Here is a 23,078-nt window from a genome sequence, read left to right on the forward strand (position 1 = left end):
CATCATAACACGAAAAAGCATCTGCGGGTGCCGCCAAATGTGGTGAATTACCTTACGCGAGCGCACTCCCGAATGCTCTTGCGCTGAAGGTCAGGTTCCCGACCTCGATTTGGAGGTTCAAGTCTGCAACGCCCAAGGTCGTCAACGGGTCGGTTCTTGCCGTCCACCGGCACCAAGCGTCAGACTTTCACCCCTAGGTTCTGTTGACAAAGTGCATCGGAAGACAGGCCATAGTTCCAGCACATTTTGCTAAGCAGGCTGGCATGGGACGTGAGTTCATCCATGACGCTGGCAAAGCGCTTCTCAGTTTTCGTTTTTTTGTTGCATAGGACTTTCTACGCCCGAACGCGGGTTCGGTCATCACCTGCCAATATAGGCGGCTAGTTCGTCCGGCGTCCCATTTGGGAAGGCCTGTTTTAGAAAATTCAAGAACGCCGACACTCGCGCGCTGAGTAGCCGCCGAGATGGGTAGAGCGCCCATAGAGCGATCTCGGGGCCGTCGATATCCCCCCATAGTACCAGCGTGCCGTCAGCCAAGTCGTGGGCCACCAACGAAATGGGAAGACGTGCTGCACCGACGCCGGCTCGCACCGCATCCCGGACCATGACGAGCATCGACAAAGCGAGGACAGGCTCGATTGCAATTGTTGACCGGCCACCTTGTGTCTTCACGTGCCATGTTTGCCGATCGCCCGCCCAGCGCGCGACGCCAGGAGCGGCGAGTCCACCACTCGCGCGAGGAAGGTCAGGGCTCGCCACTACGACCAGGCGGTCGCGGAGAAACGCCCGTCCAACAAGGCTTTCGTCGGGATCTGGATTGACTCGGATTACCAGATCGTAGCCTTCCTCGATCATGTCAACAGGCCGATCCTCAGTCGTAACCTCCAGCCTCACCTCCGGATATTTAAGGGCAAACCCCGCAGCAATCCTCCCCATTGCGGTCTGAGAAAAAAGCAAAGGTGCGCTAATCCGTAATCTGCCCCTGGGTCTCTGACCGCCCGAGGCAATCGCCGAAGCCGTCTCGTCCAGTTCGGCAAGCAGCGCCCCTGTCCGCTCGAAGAGCGCCCGTCCTTCTTCGGTGAGCTTCAGGCTACGCGCACCCCGTTCAAACAGGCGCAGATCAAGGCTGCTTTCCAATTCTCCAACGCGCCGGGACAGGGTCGCCTTAGGCCGTCCGGTGGCCCTTGCCGCTTTGCCGAAACCACCGTGGCGGGCAACGAGATTAAAATCGGCGAGGGCAAGAAGATCCATGTGTGCTCCACCAGCGAGACGGTGCGTCTAAAATTTCAGCCTATTGGACCCTCAGTGAGCCACACATATTGGCCGTGTCAAGCAACCCAACAGGAGAAATTTCATGACCATTCTCGTTACCGGGGCCACAGGCAATATTGGCCGCCAAGTCGTCGAACACCTCGTCAAGCGCGGCGCTGATGTACGTGCTCTCGTCCGCGATCCGTCGAAAGCCAACTTCCCGGCAGGCGTATCCGTCGTGCAAGGCGACTTTCTCGATGTCGATTCGCTGCGCAAAGCCATGTCTGGAGTTTCCACTCTGTTCCTTTTGAACGCCGTAGTTCCGGACGAATTCACCCAAGCTTTGGTCGCGCTGAACGTCGCCCGATCGGCCGGTATCGAGCGGATCGTATATCTGTCGGTGATCCACGCTGACGGCTACGTGAACGTGCCCCATTTCGCTGGCAAGTTCGGCGTCGAGCGAATGATCGAGCAGATGGACTTCAAGGCTACGATCTTGCGCCCAGCTTACTTCATCCAGAACGATCTGATGATCAAAGACGTCATCACCGGCTATGGCACCTACACAATGCCGATCGGCGACAAGGGTCTCGCCATGATCGACGTCCGTGATATCGCCGAGATCGCCGCCCTTGAGCTGCTGCGCCGTGAACAGGCCGCAGCGCCGCTTGCGATCGACTGGATCAACCTCGTCGGTCCAGAGACACTGACTGGGGCGGATATCGCCGCCATCTGGTCAGACGTGCTCGCCCGCCCGATCAACTACGGCGGCGACAATACCGAGGATTTTGAGCAAAATCTCAAGCAGTTCGTGCCCGCCTGGATGGCCTACGACATGCGTCTGATGGGCGAGCGCTTCTTCACCGACGGGATGCTGCCTGGGGCCGGCGACGTCGAGCGCCTGACTGCCCTGCTCGGACGTCCACTGCGCCCATATCGAGCCTTCGCCTCGGAAACCGCTGCCTCCGCCTGACGGAAGCGCAGCCCCTGTCTGATCACAAGGACTGTCATCATGATTTATTCAACTGCCACAGTTCCGGTGAACCCGGAAGGCGAAGTCCCATTGACGCGCGCTCAAGTGTGGAAGGGTCTCGAGCTGAAAGCACGCGACGCCCGCTTGTTCCTTGTCACGGGTCTCTGCACCCGTTGCGACGTTGTGGAGGAAAGCGCTACCCACTTCGTGCGTGAGGCCACGATCGGTGGCCACGACCTGCGCGAAATCGTCACGCTCGAGCCGGAAAGCAAGGTCACCTTCTTCCAGGCATCCGGTCCGCGCGAGGGAGCGATTGTCAACGAACTGTTCGAAGATGGAGAAGGCGCACTGCAGCTTCGCTTCTACTGCTACATTGGCTTGCGCGGCAAAGAGCCAAACGGTCGCGAGGAGCAGGCCGAGCAGGCTCAGTTCGGCAGCGAAAACGGCTACAAGGCCGCCCTGCTGTCGACGCTGAAGCGGACCCGCGAACTGCTCGCAGCGGGAAAGCTCTAATCATCGCCAGAAACACAAGCAACAGGGCGGCTCTCAAGGAGGCGCCCTGCCTTCGCGGGAACAAATGATGCTACGTCCGTCGCCGACGCGTTCAGCCGCCTCTAACGGTATCGAACCGACCATCGCTCAGCGGCGACGACGGTCATGAAGAACCCGATCGACAACAGCGATGAGAGCACGATGGCGGCGTAGAGCCGGTCGGACTGGTAGTTGAAGGTCGCCTGGATGATCAGCGCGCCGAGACCTTTGTCGGAGCCGATCCATTCGCCGACGATCGCGCCGATCACCGCGGTTGCCGAGGCGATCCGCAGCGAAGCGAAAAGCATTGGCAGCGCGCGCGGCAAGCGCAGGCGCCAGAATACTTCCCAGCGCGTCGCCGACAGCACGCGGAACAGCTCGTGCTCGCTGGGGCTTGCCGATTCCAGACCCCGGATCATGTTGATGAGCGTTGGGAAGAAACAGATCACCGCCGCGATCACGATCTTGGGCAGCATGCCGAGGCCGAAGATGAGGATGACGACTGGGGCCAGCGCCAGCACCGGGATCGTATTGAAGAACAGCACGACCGGAAAATAGGCCGCCTGCAGCGTACGGCTGTGAACGAAGACGATCGCCAGCAGCACTGCGGCGAGGTTGCCGAGCACGAAGCCGGAGAGCGCCTCGATGGCCGTCGGCCAGAGGTTCGACAGGAGAAGCGATCCGTTCCTGGCAAACACGCCCGCTATCGCGGTCGGCGTCGGAACGATGTAAGCGGGCACGCCGGCGAGCGGCAGCAGGAATTGCCATGCGAGAATGAGCGAGCCGGCGCCGAGGATCGGCAGCACGGTCTGTGCGAATGGCGAAAGCGCGCCCTGGTTCACGACGCCGCTCCGAGGGCGGAGCGCATCCTGGCCATTGCCGCGACGATCGCCGGATCCTCGCGCGAGCATCTGTTGTCCGGCCCCTTCAGCGGACGAAGGTCGTGGTCGGCGACGATCCGGCCGGGATGGGCGGCAAGCACGATCACGCGCTGTCCGAGATAGACCGCTTCGGCAATGGAATGCGTGACGAACAGCACGGTCGTTCCGGTCCGCCGCCAAAGGTTCAGCAATTCGTCGTTGAGGCGATCGCGGGTGATCTCGTCAAGCGCGCCAAAGGGCTCGTCCATCAGCAGCAGACGTGGCTCGCCAAGCAGCGCCCGGGCGATCGCCAGCCTTTGGCGCTGTCCGCCGGAAAGCTGATGCGGCAGGCGCTCACTGAGGGCCGACAGGCCGACGAGTTCGAGCAGCTCGTCGGCGCGGTCGTCTATCATGCGTGACAGGCTGCGGCGGCCGACCTGGATCGGCAGCCGCAGATTCTCGCGCGCCGTGCGCCACGGCAAAAGGGTCGAGTCCTGGAAGACAAAGCCCACGCCCCGGCCGGAGCGCACCGCCGACGGCGTTTCGCCCATCACGCGTATCATGCCCGCGAGTGGCGCCAACAGATCGGCGACCACCCGCAGAAACGTCGACTTTCCGCACCCCGAAGGCCCGAGGATCGACAGGAACGTCCCGGCCTCGACTGTCAGTTCGAGACCGGAGATCACCGTCACGGGCGAGTTCCGGCCGGGATAGCCGACGTCGAGCCCGGAGGTTTCGATGGCCGGCGCCGCCATCAAAAGGCAGGCGCGCCGAGCTGGGGCCGTTCAGCCGCACTGAGTTCGAGAACCTTCGTCGTATAAACGTCCTGGGCCTTCGGCCTGCCGTTCGGATACTGGCCAATCTGGTCAAGCAGCGCGATCTGGCTCTCGATCGAGGCAGGATCGAACGTGCCCCATCCATCCTTTTTCGTGTTGTCGTCGAACGACAGTTTCAGGACCAGGGGGATCGTCTTCTTTTCCCAGCCTGCGTCGATCTCGGGATAGGCAGCGACGAGCTTGTCGACCGCCTGCTCGGGATTGGCATGGACCCAGCCCCACCCCTTGGCGACCGCCCCGATGAATTTCGCCAGGGTCGCGGAATCGGATTCGATGGCGCTGTCGGTCGCGAAGTAGACGTTGGCATAGGACGCCAGGCCGAGCTCCGACAACAGCAGATCGATGCGATCATCGCCGACGACGCTGAGCGCCTGCGTGTTGGTGATCCAGCCGCCGATCGCATCGACGTCGCCACGAACCAGCGGCGCCTTGTCGAACCCGACATTGACGATGGTGACCTCGGAAGGGTCGATCTTGTTCTTCGCAAGCATCGCGTCGATGGCGAAGCGCGCGGTCGGCTGCGTGCCGATCCGCATCCCCTTCAGATCCGCAACCGACCGGATCGGCTTCGCCGGTTTCGACGTCAGCGCATAGGGTCCGGTGCGATAGCCGCAGGCGATGATCCTCACCGGAACGCCGCTCGCCCGCGCGGCATAGAGTTGAGGCGTTTCCGAGAATTGGCCGAGCTGGGCGGCACCGGACACCACCGGCGGCACGGTGGCGGCGTTCGGCCCGCCGGGGCTGAACTCCACTTCAAGCCCGGCTTCGCTGAAGTAGCCATTGGCGACGGCTGCGACGTCGCCGATCTGGCCGTTCGACATCAGCCAGTCATACTGGACCACGAGCTTGGCGGCTGCCGAGGCGCTGGCGCCAAACAGCTGAAGTCCCGGCCCGAAAGCCGCCAGGCCGGCGGCGCCGGCCTTCAGGATCGATCTGCGATTCCACTGCGATGCGTTCCCACTCATCTTCTTTCTCCTTTGTTGGACTGTTTGCATGCGGCGCGGCCCTTCTTGCGAGGCCGTCGCGATCGGATCATCCTTGCGTGTCGTGATAGTCGCCCGGTCCGGCGCCGGTCCAGGCGTAGAGTTCCCACAGCGTCCCGTCGGGATCGTGGAAGTAGGCGCAGCGCGCGTTCCAGACATAGTCGCCGGGCGGCCCGACGAACGGCACGCCCTTGTCCGACAGTTCGGCGTAGAGCCGGTCGACCTCGCCGGCGCTTTCGAGTTCCATGGCGACGCATGCCTTGTGCGCCTGCTTCGGTGAGCGGACATTCGAGACGCCGCAGTGGCGATTGATGTGGTCCAATTGCCATGCAGCGAGCGTCACGCGCTCGGAATGAAAATCGACAAAGCCCTCGGCGCGGCGTCTGATCCGGTAGCCAAGCTTCTGCGTGTAGAAGTCGATGGTGCGGTCGATATCCTCTACAAGCAGGCAGATATCGGTGATTGCCTTGATCTGCCCGAGCGACATGGTCATTTGCCTCGATTGATGGCGGTGAGCTCGACGCCTACGCGCGATGCGGCGCCTTCGATGTGCCGGCGCATCGCCTCGCCGGCAGCCTGCGGATCATGCGCGGCGAGCGCGTCGTAGATCCGCACGTGCTCGGCAACGTTGACCTCGACCAGGTCGTGGAGCGGGTTGGTGAGGCGGGCATAGTGGATCGACTGGCGGATCTGCTCGCAGACGAAGGAAATGAAGGTGTAGATATAGCTATTGCCGGTGGCACGGGCGATCGCCCGATGGAAAAGCAGATCGGCCTCGATGCTGCCATCCTCCCAGCGCTCCTCGCCACCCATGCGGTCCAGCGCAGCCTTGATGGCGTCAAGCTCATCGGACGTACAGCGCGCCGCGGCGAGCGTGGCGGATTCGGTCTCCAGGATGCTGCGCAGCTCGAAGAGCTGCTCCATGTTGCGCTGGTCTTTCAGCGCCTCACGGTCGATCCGGATGGCGGTCCGCTGTTCCGGCGCCATGACGAATGCGCCTACGCCCTGACGTGCCTCGATCATGCCATCGGCGCGAAGCTGCGCGATCGCTTCCCTGACAACATTGCGGCTGACGCCGAACTTGTCGGCGAGCTGGCTTTCGGTGGGAAGCCGGGCTCCCGGGATGATGTCGCCGCCCTCGATCTCGCGGCTCAGATGCGACGCGACGCGATGCGGAAGCGCCTCGACGCTGCCGATGATGGACGAACGCTGCTTCATGCGGCTTTTCCCTACAAATCGCCCGGATCAGGCACGAGACATGTCGGATTGAACAGGCCCGCCGGATCGAAGGCTGCCTTGATCGCGAAATGAAGCTGCCGCTCGCGCTGCGACAGGCCGGCCCAGAACACGTGACTGCGGCTGCGACCGACGCCATGCTCGGCGCTGAACGAGCCGCCGAGCGCTCCGACCAGCTCGTAGAGCCGGGTCAAAACCGCCTGCCCCACGGTCCTCGCTTCGCCGGGGTCGCAATCGATGGGAGGCAGCACGTTGAAATGGATGTTGCCGTCGCCCGCATGGCCATAGGTCAGGGATGTCCACCCAGGCCAGTCTCGCAAGACACACGCGCGTGCTTGCTCGATCAGCGTCGGCACCTGGCTGAGACGAACCGAGAGGTCGGTGCGGACATGATAGCCGCGCCGCGCCTGTCCCTCGACCAGGCCCTCACGGATGGCCCAGAATGTGGCAGCCTGCGAGCGGCTTTGCGCGACGACGCCGTCCCTGATCAGGTCGGCCTCGAGGGCGCGCGCCAGCATAATTTCAAGAAGGCCGCCGGCATCTATCCCTGGCCCACAGGCGAGTTCGACGATCGCATGAACCGGACATTCTTGCGTCAGCGGCGAGCGCAGGTTCGGATCGATGAGGTGGACCAGCGGCAGGCACTCCTCGCCGATGACCTCAAACGCGCTGAGAAGGTCAGAGCAGAGATGCCTTGCCGTCCGGAACAGCTCGCACGCCTGGCGGAAGCTGCCTAGTCCGACATAGGCGGTCTCGACCTGCGTCGGCCGGGGCGAGAGCCTTACCTCGACGCCGGTGACGACTCCCAGCGTCCCTTCCGAGCCGATCATCAATTGCTTCAGGCTGTAGCCGCGATTGTCCTTGCGCAGCCCGTTCATGCCGCTCCACAGTGTCCCGTCCGGCAGGACCGTCTCAAGCCCGAGCACCAGATCACGCGTCATGCCGTAGCGCAGCACATTGATGCCGCCGGCGTTGGTCGCGACATTGCCGCCGATCGTGCACGATCCCTGTGCGCCAAGCGCGAGCGGGAAGGTCATCTCGGATGCTTCAGCGGCGTTCTTGACGTCCTGCAGCACAGCCCCGGCATCCGCTTGCAGCGTGAAGTCGAGCGGATCGACGCGGCGTATGCGATTGAGACGCTCAAGCGACAGCACCGCGTAGTCCGAATTGTCTGGAATGGCGCCACCGGCAAGTCCGGTATTGCCGCCTTGCACGACGATGGCGATACCGCTCTGCGAGCACCATCTCACAAACGCCTGGACGTCTCCCACCGATCCTGGACGCACGATGAAGCGGGCACTTCCGCACCTGTCGCGGCCCCAATCGATGAGGTAGCGCTCCGCCTGGGGCGACTGGCCGTCTATCAGCGCATCACCCGCCAACTGCGCAGGCAGCTCAGCAATTGCGCCGGAAGCCTCGCGTTGAAAGGGGCGATCCGTGATCATCGGGTCAGATCATACGGTCATCCTACAACTTCGCAAGTCCTATTCTTCTCGATGCTCCAGGGTCCACCTGCCCCGCTAAAAACGGATGCCGGTCTCCTTCGAATAAGGATTGTGTCGAATACATTTCGCTGATTAGCTATCTTGCATAAGTCCGGGACAAGATTGGCAAATGTTGTCCGGGGAGGACCGCGATGCCGGTGCTTGAGGTTCGCCACGTTTCGAAGAATTTCGGGGCCATCCAGGCCCTGAGCGACGTCAGCTTCCAGGTGGAGCGAGGCGAAGTCGTGGGTCTGATGGGGGACAACGGCGCCGGCAAGTCCACCGTGGTCAAGACCGTGGCTGGCAATTTCCCGCCGAGCGACGGCGAAATTGTCGTGGACGGCGAGCTTTGCCATTTCCATAAACCCGTCCAGGCCCGCGCCAAGGGGATCGAAGTCGTCTATCAGGACCTGGCGCTCGCCGACAATCTGACGGCGGCGCAGAACGTCTTCCTCGGCCGCGAGATCAAGAAAGGTTTCTGGCCGATCAGAGTGCTTGACAAGCAGGCGATGATCGACCGCTCGGCAGCGCTGTTCAGGGAACTCAAATCGGAAACCAGGCCGCGCGATCTGGTCAAGAAGATGTCCGGTGGGCAGCGCCAGGCGGTAGCCATTGCGCGAACCCGGCTTTCAAACGCCAAGCTGGTGTTGATGGACGAGCCGACCGCCGCCATCTCGGTGCGCCAGGTGGCGGAAGTGCTCGAATTGATCCGGCGCCTGAAAGCGCAGGGCGTCGGCGTCATGCTGATCAGCCACCGCATGCCTGACGTTTTTGCCGTCGCAGATCGCATCATCGTGCTCAGGCGAGGTTCCAAGGTTGCCGACAAGGACACCGGCAACACATCACCCGAGGAAATCACAGGACTGATAACGGGAGCCATCCGTGGCGAATAGTGTTCAGGAATCGGCCGGGAACGCCGGCCAGCCGGCCATGTCGGACTTCGTCCCGACCAAGGAACAGACAGCTTTCCAACGCGTGATTTCAAGTCAGCCCTTCTGGGTGACGATCGCGCTGATCGCGCTGGTCATCTTGATGACAGCGATGGAGCCGAGCTTCGGCACCTCCGAAAACGTCGCCAATGTGACGCGCAATCTTGCGCCTTTCGGCATCATGGCGCTCGGCATGACGGTCGTCATCATCACCGGTGGCATCGATCTGTCGGTCGGCTCGATCATGGGCCTCGTGGTCATCGTCGCCGGCCTGTTCCTCACCTGGCATTATCCCTGGTACATCGCTTTCGCCATGGGCCTTATTTCCGGCCTGGCCTGCGGCGCGGTCAACGGATTTTTTGTCGCCTATGTCGGAATGCCGTCCTTTGTCGTCACCCTCGGCATGCTGTCCGTCGCGCGCTCGCTGGCGGTGGTGTTCTCGGCCAACCAGATGCTTTACCAGTTCGGGCCCGATGCTCCGATCGTGAAGGCGATCGGCCAGGCGAAATGGCCGCGGCATGGACCCGAGGACTGGGCGCCGCACTGGATACCGGAACTGTCGTCGCAATTCTGGACCATGGTGGTCCTGGCGCTGATTGTCGGCTTCGTGTTCAATTTCACTGCCTGGGCCCGGCATCTGTTCGCCATCGGCGGCAATGAGGAGGCGGCGCGGCTCACCGGCGTTCCGGTCGACTGGATCAAATTCCAGGCCTACCTTTTCTCGGCCTTCACCGCCTCGATCGCCTCGCTCCTGCTGCTCGGCTACAACGGCTCGGCCATCAATGCGATGGGCCAAGGCTATGAGCTGCGCGTCATTGCGGCGACAGTGATTGGCGGCGCCAGCCTGATGGGCGGCGCCGGCACGGCCTTCGGTGCGGTCATCGGCTCGGCGTTCCTCGAAGTGATCAGGAATGCGCTGCTGATGGCCGGCATCGATTCAAACTGGCAGGGTGCCTTCGTCGGCGCCTTCATCGTTCTTGCGGTTCTTTTGGGCATGCAAACCGGCGGCAAATCGATCCTCGCTGCGTCGCTGGCAGTCCTGATGCCCAAAAAAAGCCGCTAGAAACCCGCCGGCGGGAGGCCTGCGGGACATCACACCAAGGAGGAGAACTTCACATGAAGAAACATCTGCTGACGGCGGCTGTCGCGCTTGGCGCCATGGTGCTTGCCGTTTCCGGTGCCGAGGCGAAATACACCTTCGCCCTGGTGCCGAAGAACATGAACAATCCTTTCTTCGACCAGGCACGCGACGGCTGCAAGAAGGCCGAAGCCGAATCGAATGGTGCCCTGGAGTGCATGTATATCGGCCCCGGCGAGCATGGCGGCGGCGACGAGCAGGTACAGATCGTGCAGGATCTCGTGGCCAAGAGGGTGGACGGCATCGCCGTATCGCCATCGAACGCTGCGGCGATGGCGGTTGCGCTGCAGGCCGCCAAGGACGCGGGCATTCCGGTCCTCACCTGGGACTCCGATCTGCTGCCCGAGAACAAGGACCTGCGCGTCGCCTATATCGGCACGCACAATTATGAGATCGGCGCGAACCTCGCCAAGCTCGCCATGCAGATCAAGCCCAAGGGCGGCACGATCTGTATCCAGTCGGGCGGCGCGGCGGCGGCCAACCACAATGAGCGCATGCAGGGCATTCGCGACACGCTTTCGGGGACCAAATCGGCAGCCTCACCCGGCGACCGCCTGACCGGACAGAACGGCTGGACCGAAATCGAGGGCTGCCCACTCTACACCGACGACGACTTCCCGCGCTCGGTGCAGCAGTTCGAGGACATCATGGCGAAAAACCCGAACCTCGACGCGTTCATCCCAACCGGCGGCTTCCCGCAGTTCATCCCCGATGCCAATCGCGCCGCGGTCGCGCCGTACAAGGACAAGATCGCCTCGAAGGCCCTGGCCCTGGTCGTCGCCGATACGCTTCCCGTACAGATCGACCAGATGAAGGAAGGGTTCTCGCTCGGCCAGGTCGGCCAGCGGCCGTTCGAAATGGGCTACAAGACGATGATGGCGCTGAAGGACATGAAGGACGGCAAGGCTTCGCCGGCCGACCCGACCTATACCGGCCTTGACATTTGCACGCCGGAGACAGCGGATACCTGCATCGCCAAATAGTGCTCCAAATAGCGTTAATTGGGCGGGAGCAAACTCCCGCCCTTTTCATAGCCCGCCCTTTTCTTGGGGGATTATCAATGTCGGAATTGTTCTCGCTCAACGGCCGTGTCGCGTTGGTCACCGGTGCTTCGCGTGGCCTCGGCTTCGCCATGGCCAAGGCACTTGCGGAAAACGGCGCGACGGTGATCGTCAATGCCCGCGATCCGGCGGCGCTGTCCGCGGCGGCCGAAAGGATCGGGGCCGAAGCCCTGCCGTTCGATGTCACCGACGCGGCGATCTCGAGGGCGTCGCTGGAAGGGATCGTCGAACGCCACGGCCGCCTCGATATTCTGGTCAACAACGCCGGCATCCAGCATCGAAGTCCGTTGGTCGAATGGCAGGACGAGGATTTCGACCATGTGATTGCCGTCAATCTTTCGGCTTGCTTCCGCATGATGCGCGACGCGGTGCGCCTGATGCTGCCAAACAAGTTCGGGCGCATAATAAACACCGGATCGGTTGCGGCGATCCTTGGCCGTCCCACCATTCACGCCTATGTGGCGGCAAAGGCGGGCCTGCACGGGCTGACACGCTCTACCGCCGCTGAACTGGGCCGTCACGGCATCACCGTCAACGCGATCGCCCCCGGCTATTTCGCTACTGAGCTCAACACCGCACTTATGAGCGACGAGGCCTTCACCAAATGGGTCGAGGCACGAACCCCGGCGGGCCGCTGGGCCCAGCCTGAGGAACTCGGCGGAGCCGTGGTGTTTCTCGCCTCAGACGCTGCCGCCTACGTCAACGGCCATGTGCTGGCCGTCGACGGTGGGCTGTCGGTTTCCCTCTGACCGGCGACGTGCCTTTCAGGAATAAATTTCAGCCGGGCAGCGCTGCGAAATCTGCGAAGACCGGCTGAGTTAGCCAATTCCAAAGACCAGGCTCACGCGCCCATCCGTGAGCTGCTGAACCTTCCGCAGTTCAAGCCCGCGACGATTTTGCGTTGCTCCAAACAGCGCCTTCCCTTCGCCGACGAGCAGTGGATAGAGGATAAGCCGCAGTTCATCCACCAGCCCGGCATCGATGAGGCTCGCGGTCATTCGCGCACCGCCCATGAGATAGATATCCTTGCCGGGCTGCTGCTTGAGGCCAGCGATGTCTTCGAGGCTCCGCACGAAGCGCGTCTTTGGCCAGGCCGCCGAAGTCATCGTGTTCGACAGCACATAATGCGGGGTATGTTCGGCAAAGCGGGCCCATTCGAGCTCCTCCGGCGTCGGCAATTTGCCGGTCATCGGCAACGGCTTGTCCGGCTCATTCTGGATCGCGCTCCAGTAGCGCTCGTAGCCGGCGTACATGATGCTCCCGAGCAGGCAGGCATCGATTTGCGGCATCAGCCCATACTCCTCCGACCACGCGTCGACCCATTCCGCGTAACCCTCGGGTCCCTCCATCTTGCCGTCGACGGAAACCTTCATTCCGGCGATCAATTTGCGCATGACGTCCTCCATCAGGCTTGCCCAATGCAAGCACGTTTCATCGTTTCATCGTTACTGGTGTGCGAGCCTCCACGGACGGATGCCGGTGGAGGCTGGGCGGTGACTTCAGCCGGCGCGATCGTGTCAGGCCGGCAGGCGGCGGTCGTATTCTTCCCGCAGGCGGCTCCAGCCCTCCCAAAACGAGGTCGGCGTCTTGCCCGCGAGGCGGGCAGCCAGCATGTCGAGGTGCATGTGCCAGCCGGCGGTGACGTTGAGCTGGATGGCGCGTTCCGGCAGCCGGCGATGGATGACGGTGAGCAGCACTTCATTGCCCTTCGGCTCCAGCAAGAAGGAAACCCCGCCGGTGTCTCCCCAGGTGATGGCAAGTTTGTAAGGCGGATCGAGCTCGGTGATCCGTCCCTCCATCCGGTGCTCTTCGGGAAAGCCCGCGGGGCGCTGGCCGGGCGGATCGGTCAGCTCGTCGTTACGCCAGACCAACTCGAACGAGGTGCCGGCCTTCATTTCCATCTGGCCCGCAGCCATCCACTGCCGGCGCAGGTCACTCTCGGTGAGATAAGCCCAGACCCGCTCGATGGGACCGGGCAAAAGCCGCTGGATAGTGAACGTGGCGGGCTCGGTCAGTTCGCCATAGGCTTCGATGGCTTTCATCTGGTTCATTGGTCGTCTCCTTCTTTTGAGGCGGGCGATTTCCTGGAATCATCCCGGGCCCAGGAATCACCCGGGGCTTTGCGTGCGTCCTCCTCGCGAAGCAGACGCTCGAGGACGTCGAGACGGTTGGTCCAGAACCGCTCGTAGAAGCCGAGCCATTGGTGGGCGCTGGCCAGCGGTCCGGGTTCGAGGCGGCAAATATGTGTGCGGCCCCTCACTTCGCGACGAATAAGCCCTGCATTCTCCAGCGTCTTAATGTGCTTGGAGGCGGCCGCCAACGACATGGCGAAGGGTTCCGCCAACTGGCTCACCGTTCGCTCGCCGCCGGCGAGGTCGCGAAGCATGTGCCGGCGGGTGGTGTCACCAAGCGCGTGAAAAACCGCGTCGATCTGGGGTGTCTCTAATTCAACCATGTAGTTGAATATAGAGGCACGCTTTCGAATTGTCAACCGATTGGTTGAATGATCTTGGAAGGGAGTTCCACAGGCGGTCTGCGGCGATCGAAGACATTCGGCCAGTGCAAGGGCCGGCGGAAGCGGGACCTTCACTTGCCTTCGAAGAAAGTATGAATCGAGACTTCCAGCTTTTCGATGAGTTGAGGGTTATGGCAGCTTCCAGCCCAGATCAGGGCGTTCAGTCTCATATCCTTGTTGAGAAAGTTCATTTTCCGGGAATCAAGCAGGTATCCCGCGACCTCGTAGTGCCGTCCCTTGATTGCCTCGATAAGCGCGTTGTTTCTTCCGGTCTTGTCAGTAAGATTCACGTCGGCGCCATTCTCGACAAGCAACTTAACGACATCCAGATGCCCGTTCTTTGCCGCTTCAATAAGGGCCGTTCTGCCGTAGTAGTCGGCTCTTGCATTAATCTCTATTTCGGGATGTTTCACGAGGGCTAAAATAGAGGCGTAGTGGCCCTTGGCCGAAGCAAGGCTCAAAGGCGTGCTCTTCCATTTGTTTCTGGAATTCACATCGATTGCTGGGTGTTCGATCAACGCCTCGACCGCCGCGGTGCGGGCATTGAGGGCTGCGAGATGAAGGGCTGACCAGCCGCCGCCGTCCGCCTCGTTGATATTGGCGCCGGCCGCCAATTCCGCTCGAACGGCCCCCGCATCGCCGCTTTCTGCCGCGATCAGCAGATTCGACCAACCTCTCGCCCCTTCGACTTCCAAGCTCTCGGTCAATGCAGTCGCCTCCCCGAATGCTCCCTGCAGGATACCATTGTTCCGGTTCGGCCGACATCCACCGAATGACCGGCTTCCATCGAAAAGCCTTTCTCATTCGACGGTGTCCGCAAATACAATCCGAGAGGGGAAGAAGGAGAAGATAGCGAACCTGAGCTTGAGCGAGAGGCATGATGCCTTTGAGTGCCTGACCTAAGAGCGCGACGGCATCCGACTGACTTCACTTGCAAGCAGAGTGGCGAGGACGCCGAAGTCGGACTGGCTGGTTGGTAATCGGCATGGAAGTTCGACCGGCTCGAACGTGAAGCCAGGCCACTGATCAAAGCGGAACTGGCCGATATCCTCCGACAGCGGAGGCCGATAAAGACGAACAGGAAGCGCGCACTCAATCGAGAAACAACATGCAGTCCTTCAGTGCATTCGTCGTCAACAATGTCCGCTGGCTCGCGGGCGCCTTTTTGCTGACCCTCGTCTCGTCCTTCGGGCAGACCTTCTTCATCGCCTTGTCGAACGGCGGTATCCGCGAGACGTTCGGGTTGAGTCATGGCGAGTTCGGCGGCCTTTACATGCTGGCAACGCTGCTTAGCGCGGCGACCCTGCCGTTCTTGGGTCGGTCGCTGGACCGGTATTCGACAGTGACCATGGCGATCGCGACGATGCTCATGCTTGCCTGCGCCAGCATTGCGATGGGGTTCGCCGGGTCGCTGCCAACGCTGCTCCTTGCGCTCTATTTGCTGCGCCTTTTTGGCCAGGGGATGATGACCCAGACGGCTCTGACGGCGACTGGTCGCTGGTTCGCCGCGAACCGGGGCCGCGCCGTCTCGGTCGTCACGCTTGGCTTTCATGTCGGCGGCGCTCTGCTGCCTTTCCTGTTCGTCCTCGTGGCCGGCCTCGTCGGCTGGAGGGGAAGCTGGTTCGTCTGCGCAGCCTTCATCCTGGTCGTGGCCTTGCCTCTGGTTTGTGCGCTGGTCTGGAAGGAACGCAATCCGCAGAGCGAGGCCCAGCCGAGGGCGCAACGCGCAGTGAAGCACTGGACGCGGGCGGAAGTCCTGCGCGATCCGACCTTCTACGCCATCTGCCTGGGCGTCCTGGCTCCCGCCTTCGTCGGCACCACCATCTTCTTTCACCAGGTCTATCTAACCGAGCTCCGGGGCTGGCCGCTGCAACTCTTCGCCAGCGGCTTCGCCGTCCTGTCCGCCACGACGATGGGTTTTGCGCTTCTGGCCGGGTGGCTGATCGACCGCTTCTCGGCGGTCCAGCTGCTGCCTCTATTCCTTCTGCCGCTGGCGCTGGCATGCTTCGCGGCTGCCTATCTGACGGCGCCTTTCGCCATCTTCGTCTTCATGGCGCTGCTTGGCATCAGCTACGGCTTCTCCTCGACCCTGGAGGGCGCCATGTGGCCGGAGATCTACGGCACCGCGCATCTCGGTGCGATCCGCTCGGTTGTGGTGGCCGTGATGGTTCTGGCCTCGGCGATGGGTCCCGGCATCACCGGATACCTGATCGACGCCGGCGTCGACTACTCGCTGCAACTGGCGTTGATGGGCGTCTACAGCCTGGCCGCCGCCTTGCTGATGTGGCGGGTGTCGCGGAGGCTGACGCGGGGCCTGTCTCGCGGCTTGAATCTTTCCAGCTCCTGATCGGTCCTGAAATCGTCGAAACCAACATTTATGTCGCTACCTGCGGAATGAAGTGCTGGTCCGCGTCAGGCTGCTAATCGGATAAGGTGAGAAGCAAGATGCGAATTGGACGTCGGCGATTTCTTGTCCTGTCGCTCGGAGCGGCTGCCTTCGGCAAGGCACACGCCTCCGGGCCACTCTGGGCAGCCCTGCGATCCGGAGAAGCCATTGCGCTGCTGCGCCATGCCGCGGCCCCAGGCTCCGGCGATCCGCCTGGCTTAAGGCTCGGTGATTGCAGCACCCAGCGGAATCTGTCGGAAGAAGGTCGTGCGCAGGCCCGCGCGATCGGCGACCTGTTCCGTGCGAACGGCATCTCGTTGGCAGCCGTCTATTCGAGCCAGTGGTGTCGTTGCCTCGACACCGCTCGCCTGCTCGGGATCGGCGACGTCGTGCCTCTTGAGCTGCTCAATTCGTTCTTTGGCGACAGTTCGGCCGCAGAAGTGCGCACCGCTGCCCTTTTGGCCTGGCTCCGCGGGCAGCGTTTCGGCGGGCCTGTGGTCCTTGTCACGCATCAGGTCAACATCACCGGTTTGACCGGCGAGGTGCCGGATAGCGGCGAAATGATCATCGTCCGTATTCATGAAGCTGAGCCCGTGCAGGTCATCGGGCAGGTTGCCACGCCGGCTTGAGCATCATGGCCATCGACCCCATCTCGTGCAGCACCGCTTCTGTCGCGGAACAACGACGTGCGAGGAGAAATTAAAGGGAGTGATGGCATGGCTATCGATTTCAACCATACAATACTGCCGGCCCACGACAGCGAGGCGTCGGCAAAATTCCTGGCGGAAATGCTTGGCCTTCCAGCCGCGAGGCGCTGGGGTCCTTTCCAGATGGTCACCACCGAAAACGGTGCCAACCTCGACTATATGGATACCTCAGGCGAAATCAGGCCGCAGCATTACGCCTTCCTGGTCAGCGAAGCCGAGTTCGACGAGATCTTCGCCAGGATTCGTGAACGGAACCTCTCGTACTGGGCTGACCCCAGCCGGACGCAGTTGGGCGAGATCAACCACCACGACGGCGGCCGCGGCGTTTATTTCGAGGACCCGAACGGTCATCTTCTCGAGATCATTACCCGTCAGTACGGCAGCGGCGGATGGAACCCGTGATCGCTCGGTGGTGTAGTCAGGCGGCGAACGTTCTGCGAGCATTGTCACGGTGTTCTGCCGCAGCCAGCTGATCAGTCTGCTGAAATCGCGTCCAAAACTCGTCGCGGTCGTGACCCGCTCGGTCGAAGCGGTCAACGTGTGCCAGGCAGGTGCTGTGGAAGGCTTCCAGTGCGCGCTCGACATCGACACCGGCGTGCACCGATGATGCCGGATAAAGGGCGGCGAATAACGTCAGCAGGAAGCGAGGCGACATTTCACGCTCCGAGCCAGCTCAAAACGGTCGACACCTTTCAAACGCTTTGCCGCCGCGATCGATCCCTCCTGGCTAAACGCCCCAAACCGACAAGGCTGGCCTCACCGCTCCTCTGGGGGCTTCAAGAGCCGGAACTGCAGCAGCAGCAGCAGGTCATAAATGATCTTCAATGCACCGCAGATGAGGAGGGGCCAAGCTCGGAAAGAGGCAGCAAGCAGAGCGCCCGCCAGCGCCGGACTGGCTGCCGCGGCCAGACTGCGCGGGACAGATGTGAAGCTCGCGGCCGCCGCCCGCTCCGCTTCCGTGACAACGGCCATGACGTAAGATGAGCGCGTCGGGACGTCCATCTGCGAAAGCGCAGCGCGGACCAGCAGCAGGGCCAGTGTCAGAGGTAGCGTCGGCGCAAGCGCCGCCAGCATCAGGGCGATGTTGGACGGAATGTGTGTGAACACCATCGTGTTGATGAGTCCGATGTGCCGGGACAGCCAAGCTGCAACGGGGAATGAGAACGCCGAAAGCACGCCGGACCAGAAGAAGAAAAATCCCGCTTCCGAAAGCGACAGGTCGAATTTTTCGAACAGCCATAGGGCAAGCAGCGACTGGACGACAAAGCCGCCGGCGAAAGCATCAAGGCTAAAAAGAGCCGCAAGCTTGAGAACGATATTGCGCGAGGGGCCGAGCGCGGACGCGGTACCTGTGTCCGACGTGGGACGGCGCTGCGGGATCCGCGCGTAGAAGAGGCCGCCTAGCAGGCCGAGCAACGCGTAGAGCACGAACATGGCCTTGATGCCGGTGAGTTGGTCGGGGCCGGATGGAGCAACAAGATCAGGGGTCGCCGAAGCGAGTGCGCCAACGGCGCCTGCAAGCGCGCCCACCAAGCTGTAACGCGCGAACATCTTGGTCCGGGCTGCATCAGTGACTTCGCGTGTGAGCACGGCATGCTCTAATGGCACGAACACGCTGACGCTGCCGGCCGACGGGTTGATGGTGCCTGCGAACGCGATCACCAAAAGCAGCGCGTAGTCATGAACCAGGGCAAAGGCCACACCCGTGGCGACCATCAGACTGGTGGCGGCAAGCAGGAGACGGCGGTGATCGTGTCGGGCACCAAGGACTCCGACGGCGATGGTCAAGAGCGCTGAACCGAGTAGCGATGCGGTCGCGATGATGCCGACCTGCAGAGGCGTGAAACCCAATGCGAGCAGGTAGACTGGCAACAGAACGGCCACGAACCCATCGCCCATATCGCGCAGGGCTCGGGCCGCAAAAAGAAAGGTCGTCGGGTGGATCCGCTGCACTGGCCTAGCCTACTCTCATGACCTGCGTCGGCGTCACCGCGCTCGGCAGCGACGCTCGGCAAGGCGGAAAGATCATGACGGAGTCGCGTTAGATATTCCAGCGAGGCGAGTATCGGTTTTGTTGGACTGGAACAGAGAGAACCTGTGCCGGGTAGATGGACGGGCGTTTGAGGTACGGATGGATGGATGAAGGAACTTGTTGGGGCCCGTGAGCTCGCGCGGTCACTTCATCGAACGGCCGATGCCGAGCGCGTCCGTTTCGCGTGGGCACCTTCTCGCTCGCTCCACGCCTGCGAAATCCGCGGCGAAAATGGTATCGGACCGATTGGTGCTCCAATATGGACATGTAGAGTTGTTGTCTTCGAGCGTTCCGTGAGAAATGGCATCCAGGCAATGACAGACTGCCAGAGGGGGGTATAAATGCGTCGCATCGCTCGGATTTCGCTTGCCATCATCCTTTCGCTAGCCGTCGCAATCCTGACTGCCTGGGCCGGACTTGCCATGTGGTATCGTCTGCCTGTGGCTGAGCTTGGACGGGCTCTGGCCGGCGTCCTGTTCATCTTGTTCGGCCTCGCCACTATCATCGCCCTCTTCAGCCGGTTTCGCATCAGGGCGCTTGTCCTGTTTGCAGCTGCGTTAGCTGTGGTTCTGGTTTGGTGGAGCACCATCAGGCCTTTCGATCACGCGGACTGGGCGCCCGACGTCGCCCGTCAGGTAACCGGCACCCGCGACGGAAACCTGTTGACGCTGACTGATGTGCGCGACTTCGAGTGGCGTAGCGCTACTGATTTCACCGAACGCTGGACAACGCGGACCTACGACCTCTCCAACGTTCAGACGGTGGATCTCTTCATGTCTTATTGGTCCGGGACCAAAATCGCCCATGTCATCATAAGCTTCGGCTTTGCAGGAGGTGACTATCTTGCCTGGTCGATTGAGGTGCGGCGCCATGGAGGCGGCAAGTTTTCACCCATGGCAGACCTGTTCAAGAGCAATCCCCTGGTCATTATTGCGGCTGATGAGCGAGACGTCGTCGGCGTCAGGTCAAACGTTCGTGGAGAGGATGTCCAAATCTATCGGCTAAAAGTGTCACCGGAAGCGGCCCGGGCGCTCTTGCTGGAATACGTCTTGGACGCAAATGCACTTTCCACGACTCCAGAATTCTATAATTCCATCACGACGAACTGCACGACCACGATCGTCAAGATGATGCGAGCCGTCGGTGACGTGGTGCCTCTTGACTGGCGCCTCATCGTTAACGGCTATCTTCCCGAATATGCGTATGCACGGGGTGCGCTCGATGTCAGCTTGCCGATGTCGGTTTTGAGGGAGGCAGCCCACATTGACGGCCGTGCGCGGGAGTCGGGCCTTTCGCCAGACTTTTCGAGATCGATCCGGATTGGCGTGCCATCCCCCGGTCCAATTTATTGATCTCTGGAATCGTGTTTGGAAACGCTGGGCGGTTCGAACCGGATCTCATCCCGGCTTCACGGCGCACTTCTACTTTCTCCTCCTGTCGACTCGCATTGGCGGACGCCGCGCCTAGATAAGCACTGCGCCGGGGCGGAGCGATGCAGAAGGACCTGAGCATGCCTGAACAAATTACCCTGACTAAAGTTGAGCAGATCACATTGAATGATGGCTCAGCCATTCCCCAGATCGGCCTTGGCGTTTGGCAGGTCGATCCAGCCATTACGGCCCAAGTCGTGAGTTGGGGAATCAAGGCCGGCTACAGACTGATCGACACCGCCGAAGGCTACCAGAACGAGGAGGGCGTCGGGCAGGCGATCCGCACGGCTGGCGTGCCGAGAAGCGAACTGTTCATCACCTCGAAGCTGCGAAACGGCGCGCATCAGCGTGACGCCGCCCTGCGGGCTTTCGACGAGACGATGAACAAGCTGGGCATCGAGCAGATCGACCTGTTCCTGATCCACTGGCCAGTGCCCAGCCAGGGCAAATATGTCGAGGCGTGGAAGACGCTGATCGAACTCAGGCAATCCGGCCGGACCAAGTCGATTGGCGTTTCGAATTTCAACCACGACCATCTGGAGCGGATCATCGGCGAAACTGGTGTCACACCCTCAGTCAACCAGATCGAACTCCATCCCCGGTTTCAACAGCGCCAGACCAGAGAATTTCACAGCACGCACAACATCCGCATCGAAAGCTGGAGCCCGCTGGGCAGCGGCCGGCTGTTGAGCGACCCGACCCTCGAAAAGATCGCCGGAAAACACCGCAAGTCCGTGGCGCAGGTGATCATCCGCTGGCATCTTCAGGAAGGGCTGATCGTCATTCCAAAGTCGATCCACCAGGACCGGATTGCCGCCAATTTCGACGTCTTCGATTTCGAGCTGGATTCAAAGGACCTCGAGCTCATTCGAGGTATGGATTCATCAAACGGCCGTACGGGCGCGAACCCGGCCACGGCTGCGTTCCTGTTCTAAGGGTCTGAGAGAAGGGAGCCGACAGCGGAGCTGCCAATCTCCCCCCTCGTGGGGGAGATGCCAAGTGGTGGCAAAGAGGGCAGGACAGAGGGGGGCGCTGTCCCGCCGGCGTATCAAGTCGTACCGGCGAGCCCTGCCTCGATCACAATATGCTGGCAGACATTGTCGATGTCGCGAATGACGTCGTCGTTCCAGAAGCGCAGCACAGTCCAGCCGTCTTGCTCAAGACGCTTTGTCCTTGCCTCGTCGCCTGCATTGGCGTCGGCATGCTGCGAACCATCGACTTCGACGACGAGCTTCTTATCCGGGCAAGCGAAGTCGACAATATAACCGGCAATCGGAAATTGAGGTTGGCACTCTACGGCGCCCCCCTCCCACTTGGGGGGAGATTGGCAGCTGTGACGATCGCGCTCAGCCTCATATCCCCGATCCATCCAGCAGCGGGACATCTTCTTCGTCCCAAGGGCTCGGCAATGAACCCTTGCTCAGATTGGCGGTCGGCAGCGGCATCCAGCATTTCAGCTCGGGTTCGGCGTATTCAACCACGCGTCCGGGCGACGAGTCGGAAGCGCGCCAGCCTTCGCTGCCGAACTGGTCGGCTCGAGACCAGTAGGCCAGGTCGACTTCCGCCGGCCCCTGCTCAGACGGCCGAACCGTGACAAGGATTCGGCTGCCATCCCTTGGCGCGCTCGACATGTGACGCCAGCGATCGGGCTCGTCCATCGTAATCTCCTCGCGCAATCTGCATCTCGGCTGTCCAGACGAATAGTCGCTTCGCTCACAAGGCCGGTCAACCCGAACTTCGCGCCGGCAGTCTATGATTGGCCGCCTACCGGTTTGGCGCGACATGGGCTGCCGGTCATCAGCGCACCTTCGCCTTGACTGCCCAGGCTCTCGTTTTCAGGGGAATGGACCCGTCCTCGCCGCGCGGCAGACTGTCGCGGAGCCTCTCCATCAATCTCTGGCGAGCTGCGGGGTCGAGACTCATGCAGTAGCCGGGCGCCGGTCCCGCACCCAGGGTGAAGGGGTGCCAGTAGTCCTCAAAGTCCTTGAACACGGCCGGCATTTCAATCCGGGTGGAGTCGATGGAGCCCAGGCCCGCCTTCTCCGCGAGATCGGTCAATCCATCTTGTGTGCAAAATGGAAAACGCCTGTCCTCGGTAAGGTCGACGGCACCGGGGTCAAGCGCCGTCGCAGCGGTCCAGAAGGCCCGCATGAATTCCACCCCGCCGCCAGGATAATCCCACACATAGAATCCAATCGTCGCTCCAGGGCGGGCCACCCGCCGCATCTCGGCGAGCGCCTTTTGCCTGTCGGGAACGAAGTTGAGGACAAGCGCCGACACGACCATGTCCTTGCTGCCCGATTCGACTGCCAAGGCCTGCGCATCGCCTGCGAGAAACGCGACACGCTTGTCCGGCACGTTTGCCCGCGCCTTGGCGAGAAAACCCTCCGACGGATCTATGGACACCAGGCTCCAGGGATTGCAACGGGCCAGGATGGCTGCCGACAGCACCCCGGTTCCGCAACCCACCTCAAGCCAGTCCAGACCCTCTGCCGGATCGAGCCAATCCAGGAAAGGTGGAGCGATCTGACGGCTCCATCGCCCCATATAGAGGTCGTAGCTATCCCCGGCCTGCCAAGCGTCGTGGCGCGTTGCCTCAGCCATCGCAATCTCCTCCCCTGATGATTTCGACCCGTCGGACCGCGAGAATACGCCCGCCGCGCTCGCGGGAACAGGGGCCAGGAAGGTCTGCCCGGGGGGATCGTAATCGGATGCCGACACGCGCA

The 23,078-nt window shown here is 61.8% G+C and carries 27 protein-coding genes; 11 read left to right on the top strand and 16 right to left on the bottom strand.

Annotation, left to right across the window (positions count from 1 at the left end):
• Positions 1-360: 360 nt before the first annotated feature.
• Positions 361-1,251 (bottom strand): LysR family transcriptional regulator, encoded by an 891-nt coding sequence (locus AC0L28_RS26980; protein ID WP_287238517.1) that lies wholly within the window; start codon positions 1,249-1,251, stop codon positions 361-363.
• Between the two features lie 103 nt (positions 1,252-1,354).
• Here AC0L28_RS26980 and AC0L28_RS26985 point away from each other — a divergent pair, with 103 nt between their 5' ends.
• Positions 1,355-2,224, top strand: coding sequence for an SDR family oxidoreductase (locus tag AC0L28_RS26985; protein ID WP_473481285.1), 870 nt, complete (start codon positions 1,355-1,357; stop codon positions 2,222-2,224).
• Positions 2,225-2,263: 39 nt separating this feature from the next.
• Positions 2,264-2,737, top strand: a complete 474-nt coding sequence (locus AC0L28_RS26990) for an SRPBCC family protein (protein ID WP_128246964.1) — start codon at positions 2,264-2,266, stop codon at positions 2,735-2,737.
• Between the two features lie 101 nt (positions 2,738-2,838).
• Here AC0L28_RS26990 and AC0L28_RS26995 read toward each other — a convergent pair whose 3' ends face one another.
• From AC0L28_RS26995 to AC0L28_RS27020, 6 genes are all read right to left on the bottom strand, one after another.
• Complete coding sequence (locus tag AC0L28_RS26995; RefSeq protein ID WP_236377440.1) at positions 2,839-3,597, bottom strand: ABC transporter permease; 759 nt, start codon at positions 3,595-3,597, stop codon at positions 2,839-2,841.
• A complete protein-coding gene (locus tag AC0L28_RS27000; protein WP_473481287.1) occupies positions 3,594-4,370 on the bottom strand; it encodes an ABC transporter ATP-binding protein in 777 nt (258 codons plus the stop codon). Before AC0L28_RS27000 ends, AC0L28_RS26995 begins: the two co-directional genes overlap by 4 nt.
• Positions 4,370-5,416, bottom strand: a complete 1,047-nt coding sequence (locus AC0L28_RS27005; protein WP_473481289.1) for an ABC transporter substrate-binding protein — start codon at positions 5,414-5,416, stop codon at positions 4,370-4,372. The genes AC0L28_RS27000 and AC0L28_RS27005 overlap by 1 nt, the downstream gene beginning before the upstream one ends.
• A 67-nt stretch (positions 5,417-5,483) precedes the next feature.
• Positions 5,484-5,921, bottom strand: coding sequence for a VOC family protein (locus AC0L28_RS27010; RefSeq protein ID WP_473481291.1), 438 nt, complete (start codon positions 5,919-5,921; stop codon positions 5,484-5,486).
• A gap of 2 nt (positions 5,922-5,923) precedes the next feature.
• A complete protein-coding gene (locus AC0L28_RS27015; protein WP_473481293.1) occupies positions 5,924-6,652 on the bottom strand; it encodes a FadR/GntR family transcriptional regulator in 729 nt (242 codons plus the stop codon).
• Between the two features lie 11 nt (positions 6,653-6,663).
• Complete coding sequence (locus AC0L28_RS27020; RefSeq protein WP_473481295.1) at positions 6,664-8,115, bottom strand: FAD-binding oxidoreductase; 1,452 nt, start codon at positions 8,113-8,115, stop codon at positions 6,664-6,666.
• A gap of 191 nt (positions 8,116-8,306) precedes the next feature.
• On the opposite strand from AC0L28_RS27020, the gene AC0L28_RS27025 reads away from it, so the two are divergent.
• The 4 genes from AC0L28_RS27025 to AC0L28_RS27040 all read left to right on the top strand — a co-directional run bounded on the left by AC0L28_RS27025 (position 8,307) and on the right by AC0L28_RS27040 (position 12,031).
• A complete protein-coding gene (locus tag AC0L28_RS27025; protein ID WP_287284399.1) occupies positions 8,307-9,047 on the top strand; it encodes an ATP-binding cassette domain-containing protein in 741 nt (246 codons plus the stop codon).
• Entirely contained in the window at positions 9,037-10,146 is a 1,110-nt protein-coding gene (locus AC0L28_RS27030) for an ABC transporter permease (protein ID WP_473481297.1), read from the top strand. Before AC0L28_RS27025 ends, AC0L28_RS27030 begins: the two co-directional genes overlap by 11 nt.
• A gap of 53 nt (positions 10,147-10,199) precedes the next feature.
• Entirely contained in the window at positions 10,200-11,204 is a 1,005-nt protein-coding gene (locus AC0L28_RS27035; RefSeq protein ID WP_287284401.1) for a sugar-binding protein, read from the top strand.
• A gap of 77 nt (positions 11,205-11,281) precedes the next feature.
• A complete protein-coding gene (locus AC0L28_RS27040; protein WP_292483966.1) occupies positions 11,282-12,031 on the top strand; it encodes a glucose 1-dehydrogenase in 750 nt (249 codons plus the stop codon).
• 69 nt (positions 12,032-12,100) lie between these two features.
• On the opposite strand, the gene AC0L28_RS27045 is transcribed toward AC0L28_RS27040, so the two are convergent.
• The 4 genes from AC0L28_RS27045 to AC0L28_RS27060 form a co-directional block, all read right to left on the bottom strand.
• Positions 12,101-12,676 carry a dihydrofolate reductase family protein gene (locus tag AC0L28_RS27045; RefSeq protein ID WP_287188064.1) on the bottom strand — a complete coding sequence of 192 codons (576 nt, stop codon included), beginning with the start codon at positions 12,674-12,676 and terminating at the stop codon, positions 12,101-12,103.
• Positions 12,677-12,799: 123 nt separating this feature from the next.
• Positions 12,800-13,333, bottom strand: a complete 534-nt coding sequence (locus AC0L28_RS27050) for an SRPBCC family protein (RefSeq protein ID WP_473481300.1) — start codon at positions 13,331-13,333, stop codon at positions 12,800-12,802.
• A complete protein-coding gene (locus AC0L28_RS27055; protein ID WP_473481418.1) occupies positions 13,330-13,737 on the bottom strand; it encodes an ArsR/SmtB family transcription factor in 408 nt (135 codons plus the stop codon). The genes AC0L28_RS27050 and AC0L28_RS27055 overlap by 4 nt, the downstream gene beginning before the upstream one ends.
• Positions 13,738-13,868: 131 nt before the next feature.
• A complete protein-coding gene (locus AC0L28_RS27060) occupies positions 13,869-14,504 on the bottom strand; it encodes an ankyrin repeat domain-containing protein (RefSeq protein ID WP_128170327.1) in 636 nt (211 codons plus the stop codon).
• 401 nt (positions 14,505-14,905) lie between these two features.
• Here AC0L28_RS27060 and AC0L28_RS27065 point away from each other — a divergent pair, with 401 nt between their 5' ends.
• The 3 genes from AC0L28_RS27065 to AC0L28_RS27075 all read left to right on the top strand — a co-directional run bounded on the left by AC0L28_RS27065 (position 14,906) and on the right by AC0L28_RS27075 (position 17,292).
• Positions 14,906-16,144, top strand: coding sequence for an MFS transporter (locus AC0L28_RS27065; RefSeq protein ID WP_287077300.1), 1,239 nt, complete (start codon positions 14,906-14,908; stop codon positions 16,142-16,144).
• A 98-nt stretch (positions 16,145-16,242) separates the two neighbouring features.
• Positions 16,243-16,812, top strand: coding sequence for a histidine phosphatase family protein (locus tag AC0L28_RS27070; protein ID WP_473481303.1), 570 nt, complete (start codon positions 16,243-16,245; stop codon positions 16,810-16,812).
• 87 nt (positions 16,813-16,899) lie between these two features.
• Positions 16,900-17,292 carry a VOC family protein gene (locus tag AC0L28_RS27075; RefSeq protein ID WP_473481305.1) on the top strand — a complete coding sequence of 131 codons (393 nt, stop codon included), beginning with the start codon at positions 16,900-16,902 and terminating at the stop codon, positions 17,290-17,292.
• A 16-nt stretch (positions 17,293-17,308) separates the two neighbouring features.
• Here the strand turns inward: AC0L28_RS27075 and AC0L28_RS27080 are convergent, their stop codons facing one another.
• Together AC0L28_RS27080 and AC0L28_RS27085 are read right to left on the bottom strand one after the other, a co-directional pair.
• Positions 17,309-17,545 (bottom strand): hypothetical protein, encoded by a 237-nt coding sequence (locus AC0L28_RS27080; protein ID WP_473481307.1) that lies wholly within the window; start codon positions 17,543-17,545, stop codon positions 17,309-17,311.
• A 101-nt stretch (positions 17,546-17,646) separates the two neighbouring features.
• The gene (locus tag AC0L28_RS27085) at positions 17,647-18,789 is read right to left on the bottom strand and encodes an MFS transporter (RefSeq protein ID WP_473481420.1); all 1,143 of its coding nucleotides are present in this window, start codon (positions 18,787-18,789) and stop codon (positions 17,647-17,649) included.
• 474 nt (positions 18,790-19,263) lie between these two features.
• Between AC0L28_RS27085 and AC0L28_RS27090 the strand changes: the two genes are divergently transcribed.
• Both AC0L28_RS27090 and AC0L28_RS27095 read left to right on the top strand, forming a co-directional pair.
• On the top strand, positions 19,264-20,274 hold the full coding sequence (locus AC0L28_RS27090) for an Lnb N-terminal periplasmic domain-containing protein (RefSeq protein ID WP_128246952.1): 1,011 nt from the start codon (positions 19,264-19,266) through the stop codon (positions 20,272-20,274).
• Positions 20,275-20,432: 158 nt separating this feature from the next.
• Positions 20,433-21,287 carry an aldo/keto reductase gene (locus tag AC0L28_RS27095; RefSeq protein WP_128247039.1) on the top strand — a complete coding sequence of 285 codons (855 nt, stop codon included), beginning with the start codon at positions 20,433-20,435 and terminating at the stop codon, positions 21,285-21,287.
• A 113-nt stretch (positions 21,288-21,400) separates the two neighbouring features.
• Here AC0L28_RS27095 and AC0L28_RS27100 read toward each other — a convergent pair whose 3' ends face one another.
• The 3 genes from AC0L28_RS27100 to AC0L28_RS27110 all read right to left on the bottom strand — a co-directional run bounded on the left by AC0L28_RS27100 (position 21,401) and on the right by AC0L28_RS27110 (position 23,073).
• Positions 21,401-21,736, bottom strand: coding sequence for an endonuclease domain-containing protein (locus tag AC0L28_RS27100; protein ID WP_287260596.1), 336 nt, complete (start codon positions 21,734-21,736; stop codon positions 21,401-21,403).
• Positions 21,705-22,010, bottom strand: a complete 306-nt coding sequence (locus AC0L28_RS27105; protein WP_023799134.1) for a hypothetical protein — start codon at positions 22,008-22,010, stop codon at positions 21,705-21,707. The genes AC0L28_RS27100 and AC0L28_RS27105 overlap by 32 nt, the downstream gene beginning before the upstream one ends.
• A gap of 139 nt (positions 22,011-22,149) precedes the next feature.
• Positions 22,150-23,073, bottom strand: a complete 924-nt coding sequence (locus AC0L28_RS27110; RefSeq protein ID WP_473481310.1) for a class I SAM-dependent methyltransferase — start codon at positions 23,071-23,073, stop codon at positions 22,150-22,152.
• Positions 23,074-23,078: the final 5 nt, after the last annotated feature.

Source organism: Mesorhizobium sp. WSM4847, assembly GCF_055811335.1.

What these genes read in the sequence shown, in the direction of transcription:
- AC0L28_RS27010 (WP_473481291.1), bottom strand. Translation starts at nt 5,921, where the DNA reads ATGTCGCTCGGGCAGATCAAGGCAATCACCGATATCTGCCTGCTTGTA.
- AC0L28_RS27100 (WP_287260596.1), bottom strand. Translation starts at nt 21,736, where the DNA reads ATGTCCCGCTGCTGGATGGATCGGGGATATGAGGCTGAGCGCGATCGT.
- AC0L28_RS26985 (WP_473481285.1), top strand. Translation starts at nt 1,355, where the DNA reads ATGACCATTCTCGTTACCGGGGCCACAGGCAATATTGGCCGCCAAGTC.
- AC0L28_RS27050 (WP_473481300.1), bottom strand. Translation starts at nt 13,333, where the DNA reads ATGAACCAGATGAAAGCCATCGAAGCCTATGGCGAACTGACCGAGCCC.
- AC0L28_RS27070 (WP_473481303.1), top strand. Translation starts at nt 16,243, where the DNA reads ATGCGAATTGGACGTCGGCGATTTCTTGTCCTGTCGCTCGGAGCGGCT.
- AC0L28_RS27105 (WP_023799134.1), bottom strand. Translation starts at nt 22,010, where the DNA reads ATGGACGAGCCCGATCGCTGGCGTCACATGTCGAGCGCGCCAAGGGAT.
- AC0L28_RS26980 (WP_287238517.1), bottom strand. Translation starts at nt 1,251, where the DNA reads ATGGATCTTCTTGCCCTCGCCGATTTTAATCTCGTTGCCCGCCACGGT.
- AC0L28_RS27095 (WP_128247039.1), top strand. Translation starts at nt 20,433, where the DNA reads ATGCCTGAACAAATTACCCTGACTAAAGTTGAGCAGATCACATTGAAT.
- AC0L28_RS27075 (WP_473481305.1), top strand. Translation starts at nt 16,900, where the DNA reads ATGGCTATCGATTTCAACCATACAATACTGCCGGCCCACGACAGCGAG.
- AC0L28_RS27080 (WP_473481307.1), bottom strand. Translation starts at nt 17,545, where the DNA reads ATGTCGCCTCGCTTCCTGCTGACGTTATTCGCCGCCCTTTATCCGGCA.
- AC0L28_RS27005 (WP_473481289.1), bottom strand. Translation starts at nt 5,416, where the DNA reads ATGAGTGGGAACGCATCGCAGTGGAATCGCAGATCGATCCTGAAGGCC.
- AC0L28_RS27015 (WP_473481293.1), bottom strand. Translation starts at nt 6,652, where the DNA reads ATGAAGCAGCGTTCGTCCATCATCGGCAGCGTCGAGGCGCTTCCGCAT.
- AC0L28_RS27045 (WP_287188064.1), bottom strand. Translation starts at nt 12,676, where the DNA reads ATGCGCAAATTGATCGCCGGAATGAAGGTTTCCGTCGACGGCAAGATG.
- AC0L28_RS27035 (WP_287284401.1), top strand. Translation starts at nt 10,200, where the DNA reads ATGAAGAAACATCTGCTGACGGCGGCTGTCGCGCTTGGCGCCATGGTG.
- AC0L28_RS27090 (WP_128246952.1), top strand. Translation starts at nt 19,264, where the DNA reads ATGCGTCGCATCGCTCGGATTTCGCTTGCCATCATCCTTTCGCTAGCC.
- AC0L28_RS27025 (WP_287284399.1), top strand. Translation starts at nt 8,307, where the DNA reads ATGCCGGTGCTTGAGGTTCGCCACGTTTCGAAGAATTTCGGGGCCATC.
- AC0L28_RS27055 (WP_473481418.1), bottom strand. Translation starts at nt 13,737, where the DNA reads ATGGTTGAATTAGAGACACCCCAGATCGACGCGGTTTTTCACGCGCTT.
- AC0L28_RS27000 (WP_473481287.1), bottom strand. Translation starts at nt 4,370, where the DNA reads ATGGCGGCGCCGGCCATCGAAACCTCCGGGCTCGACGTCGGCTATCCC.
- AC0L28_RS27040 (WP_292483966.1), top strand. Translation starts at nt 11,282, where the DNA reads ATGTCGGAATTGTTCTCGCTCAACGGCCGTGTCGCGTTGGTCACCGGT.
- AC0L28_RS26990 (WP_128246964.1), top strand. Translation starts at nt 2,264, where the DNA reads ATGATTTATTCAACTGCCACAGTTCCGGTGAACCCGGAAGGCGAAGTC.
- AC0L28_RS27085 (WP_473481420.1), bottom strand. Translation starts at nt 18,789, where the DNA reads ATGGGCGATGGGTTCGTGGCCGTTCTGTTGCCAGTCTACCTGCTCGCA.
- AC0L28_RS27020 (WP_473481295.1), bottom strand. Translation starts at nt 8,115, where the DNA reads ATGATCACGGATCGCCCCTTTCAACGCGAGGCTTCCGGCGCAATTGCT.
- AC0L28_RS27065 (WP_287077300.1), top strand. Translation starts at nt 14,906, where the DNA reads ATGCAGTCCTTCAGTGCATTCGTCGTCAACAATGTCCGCTGGCTCGCG.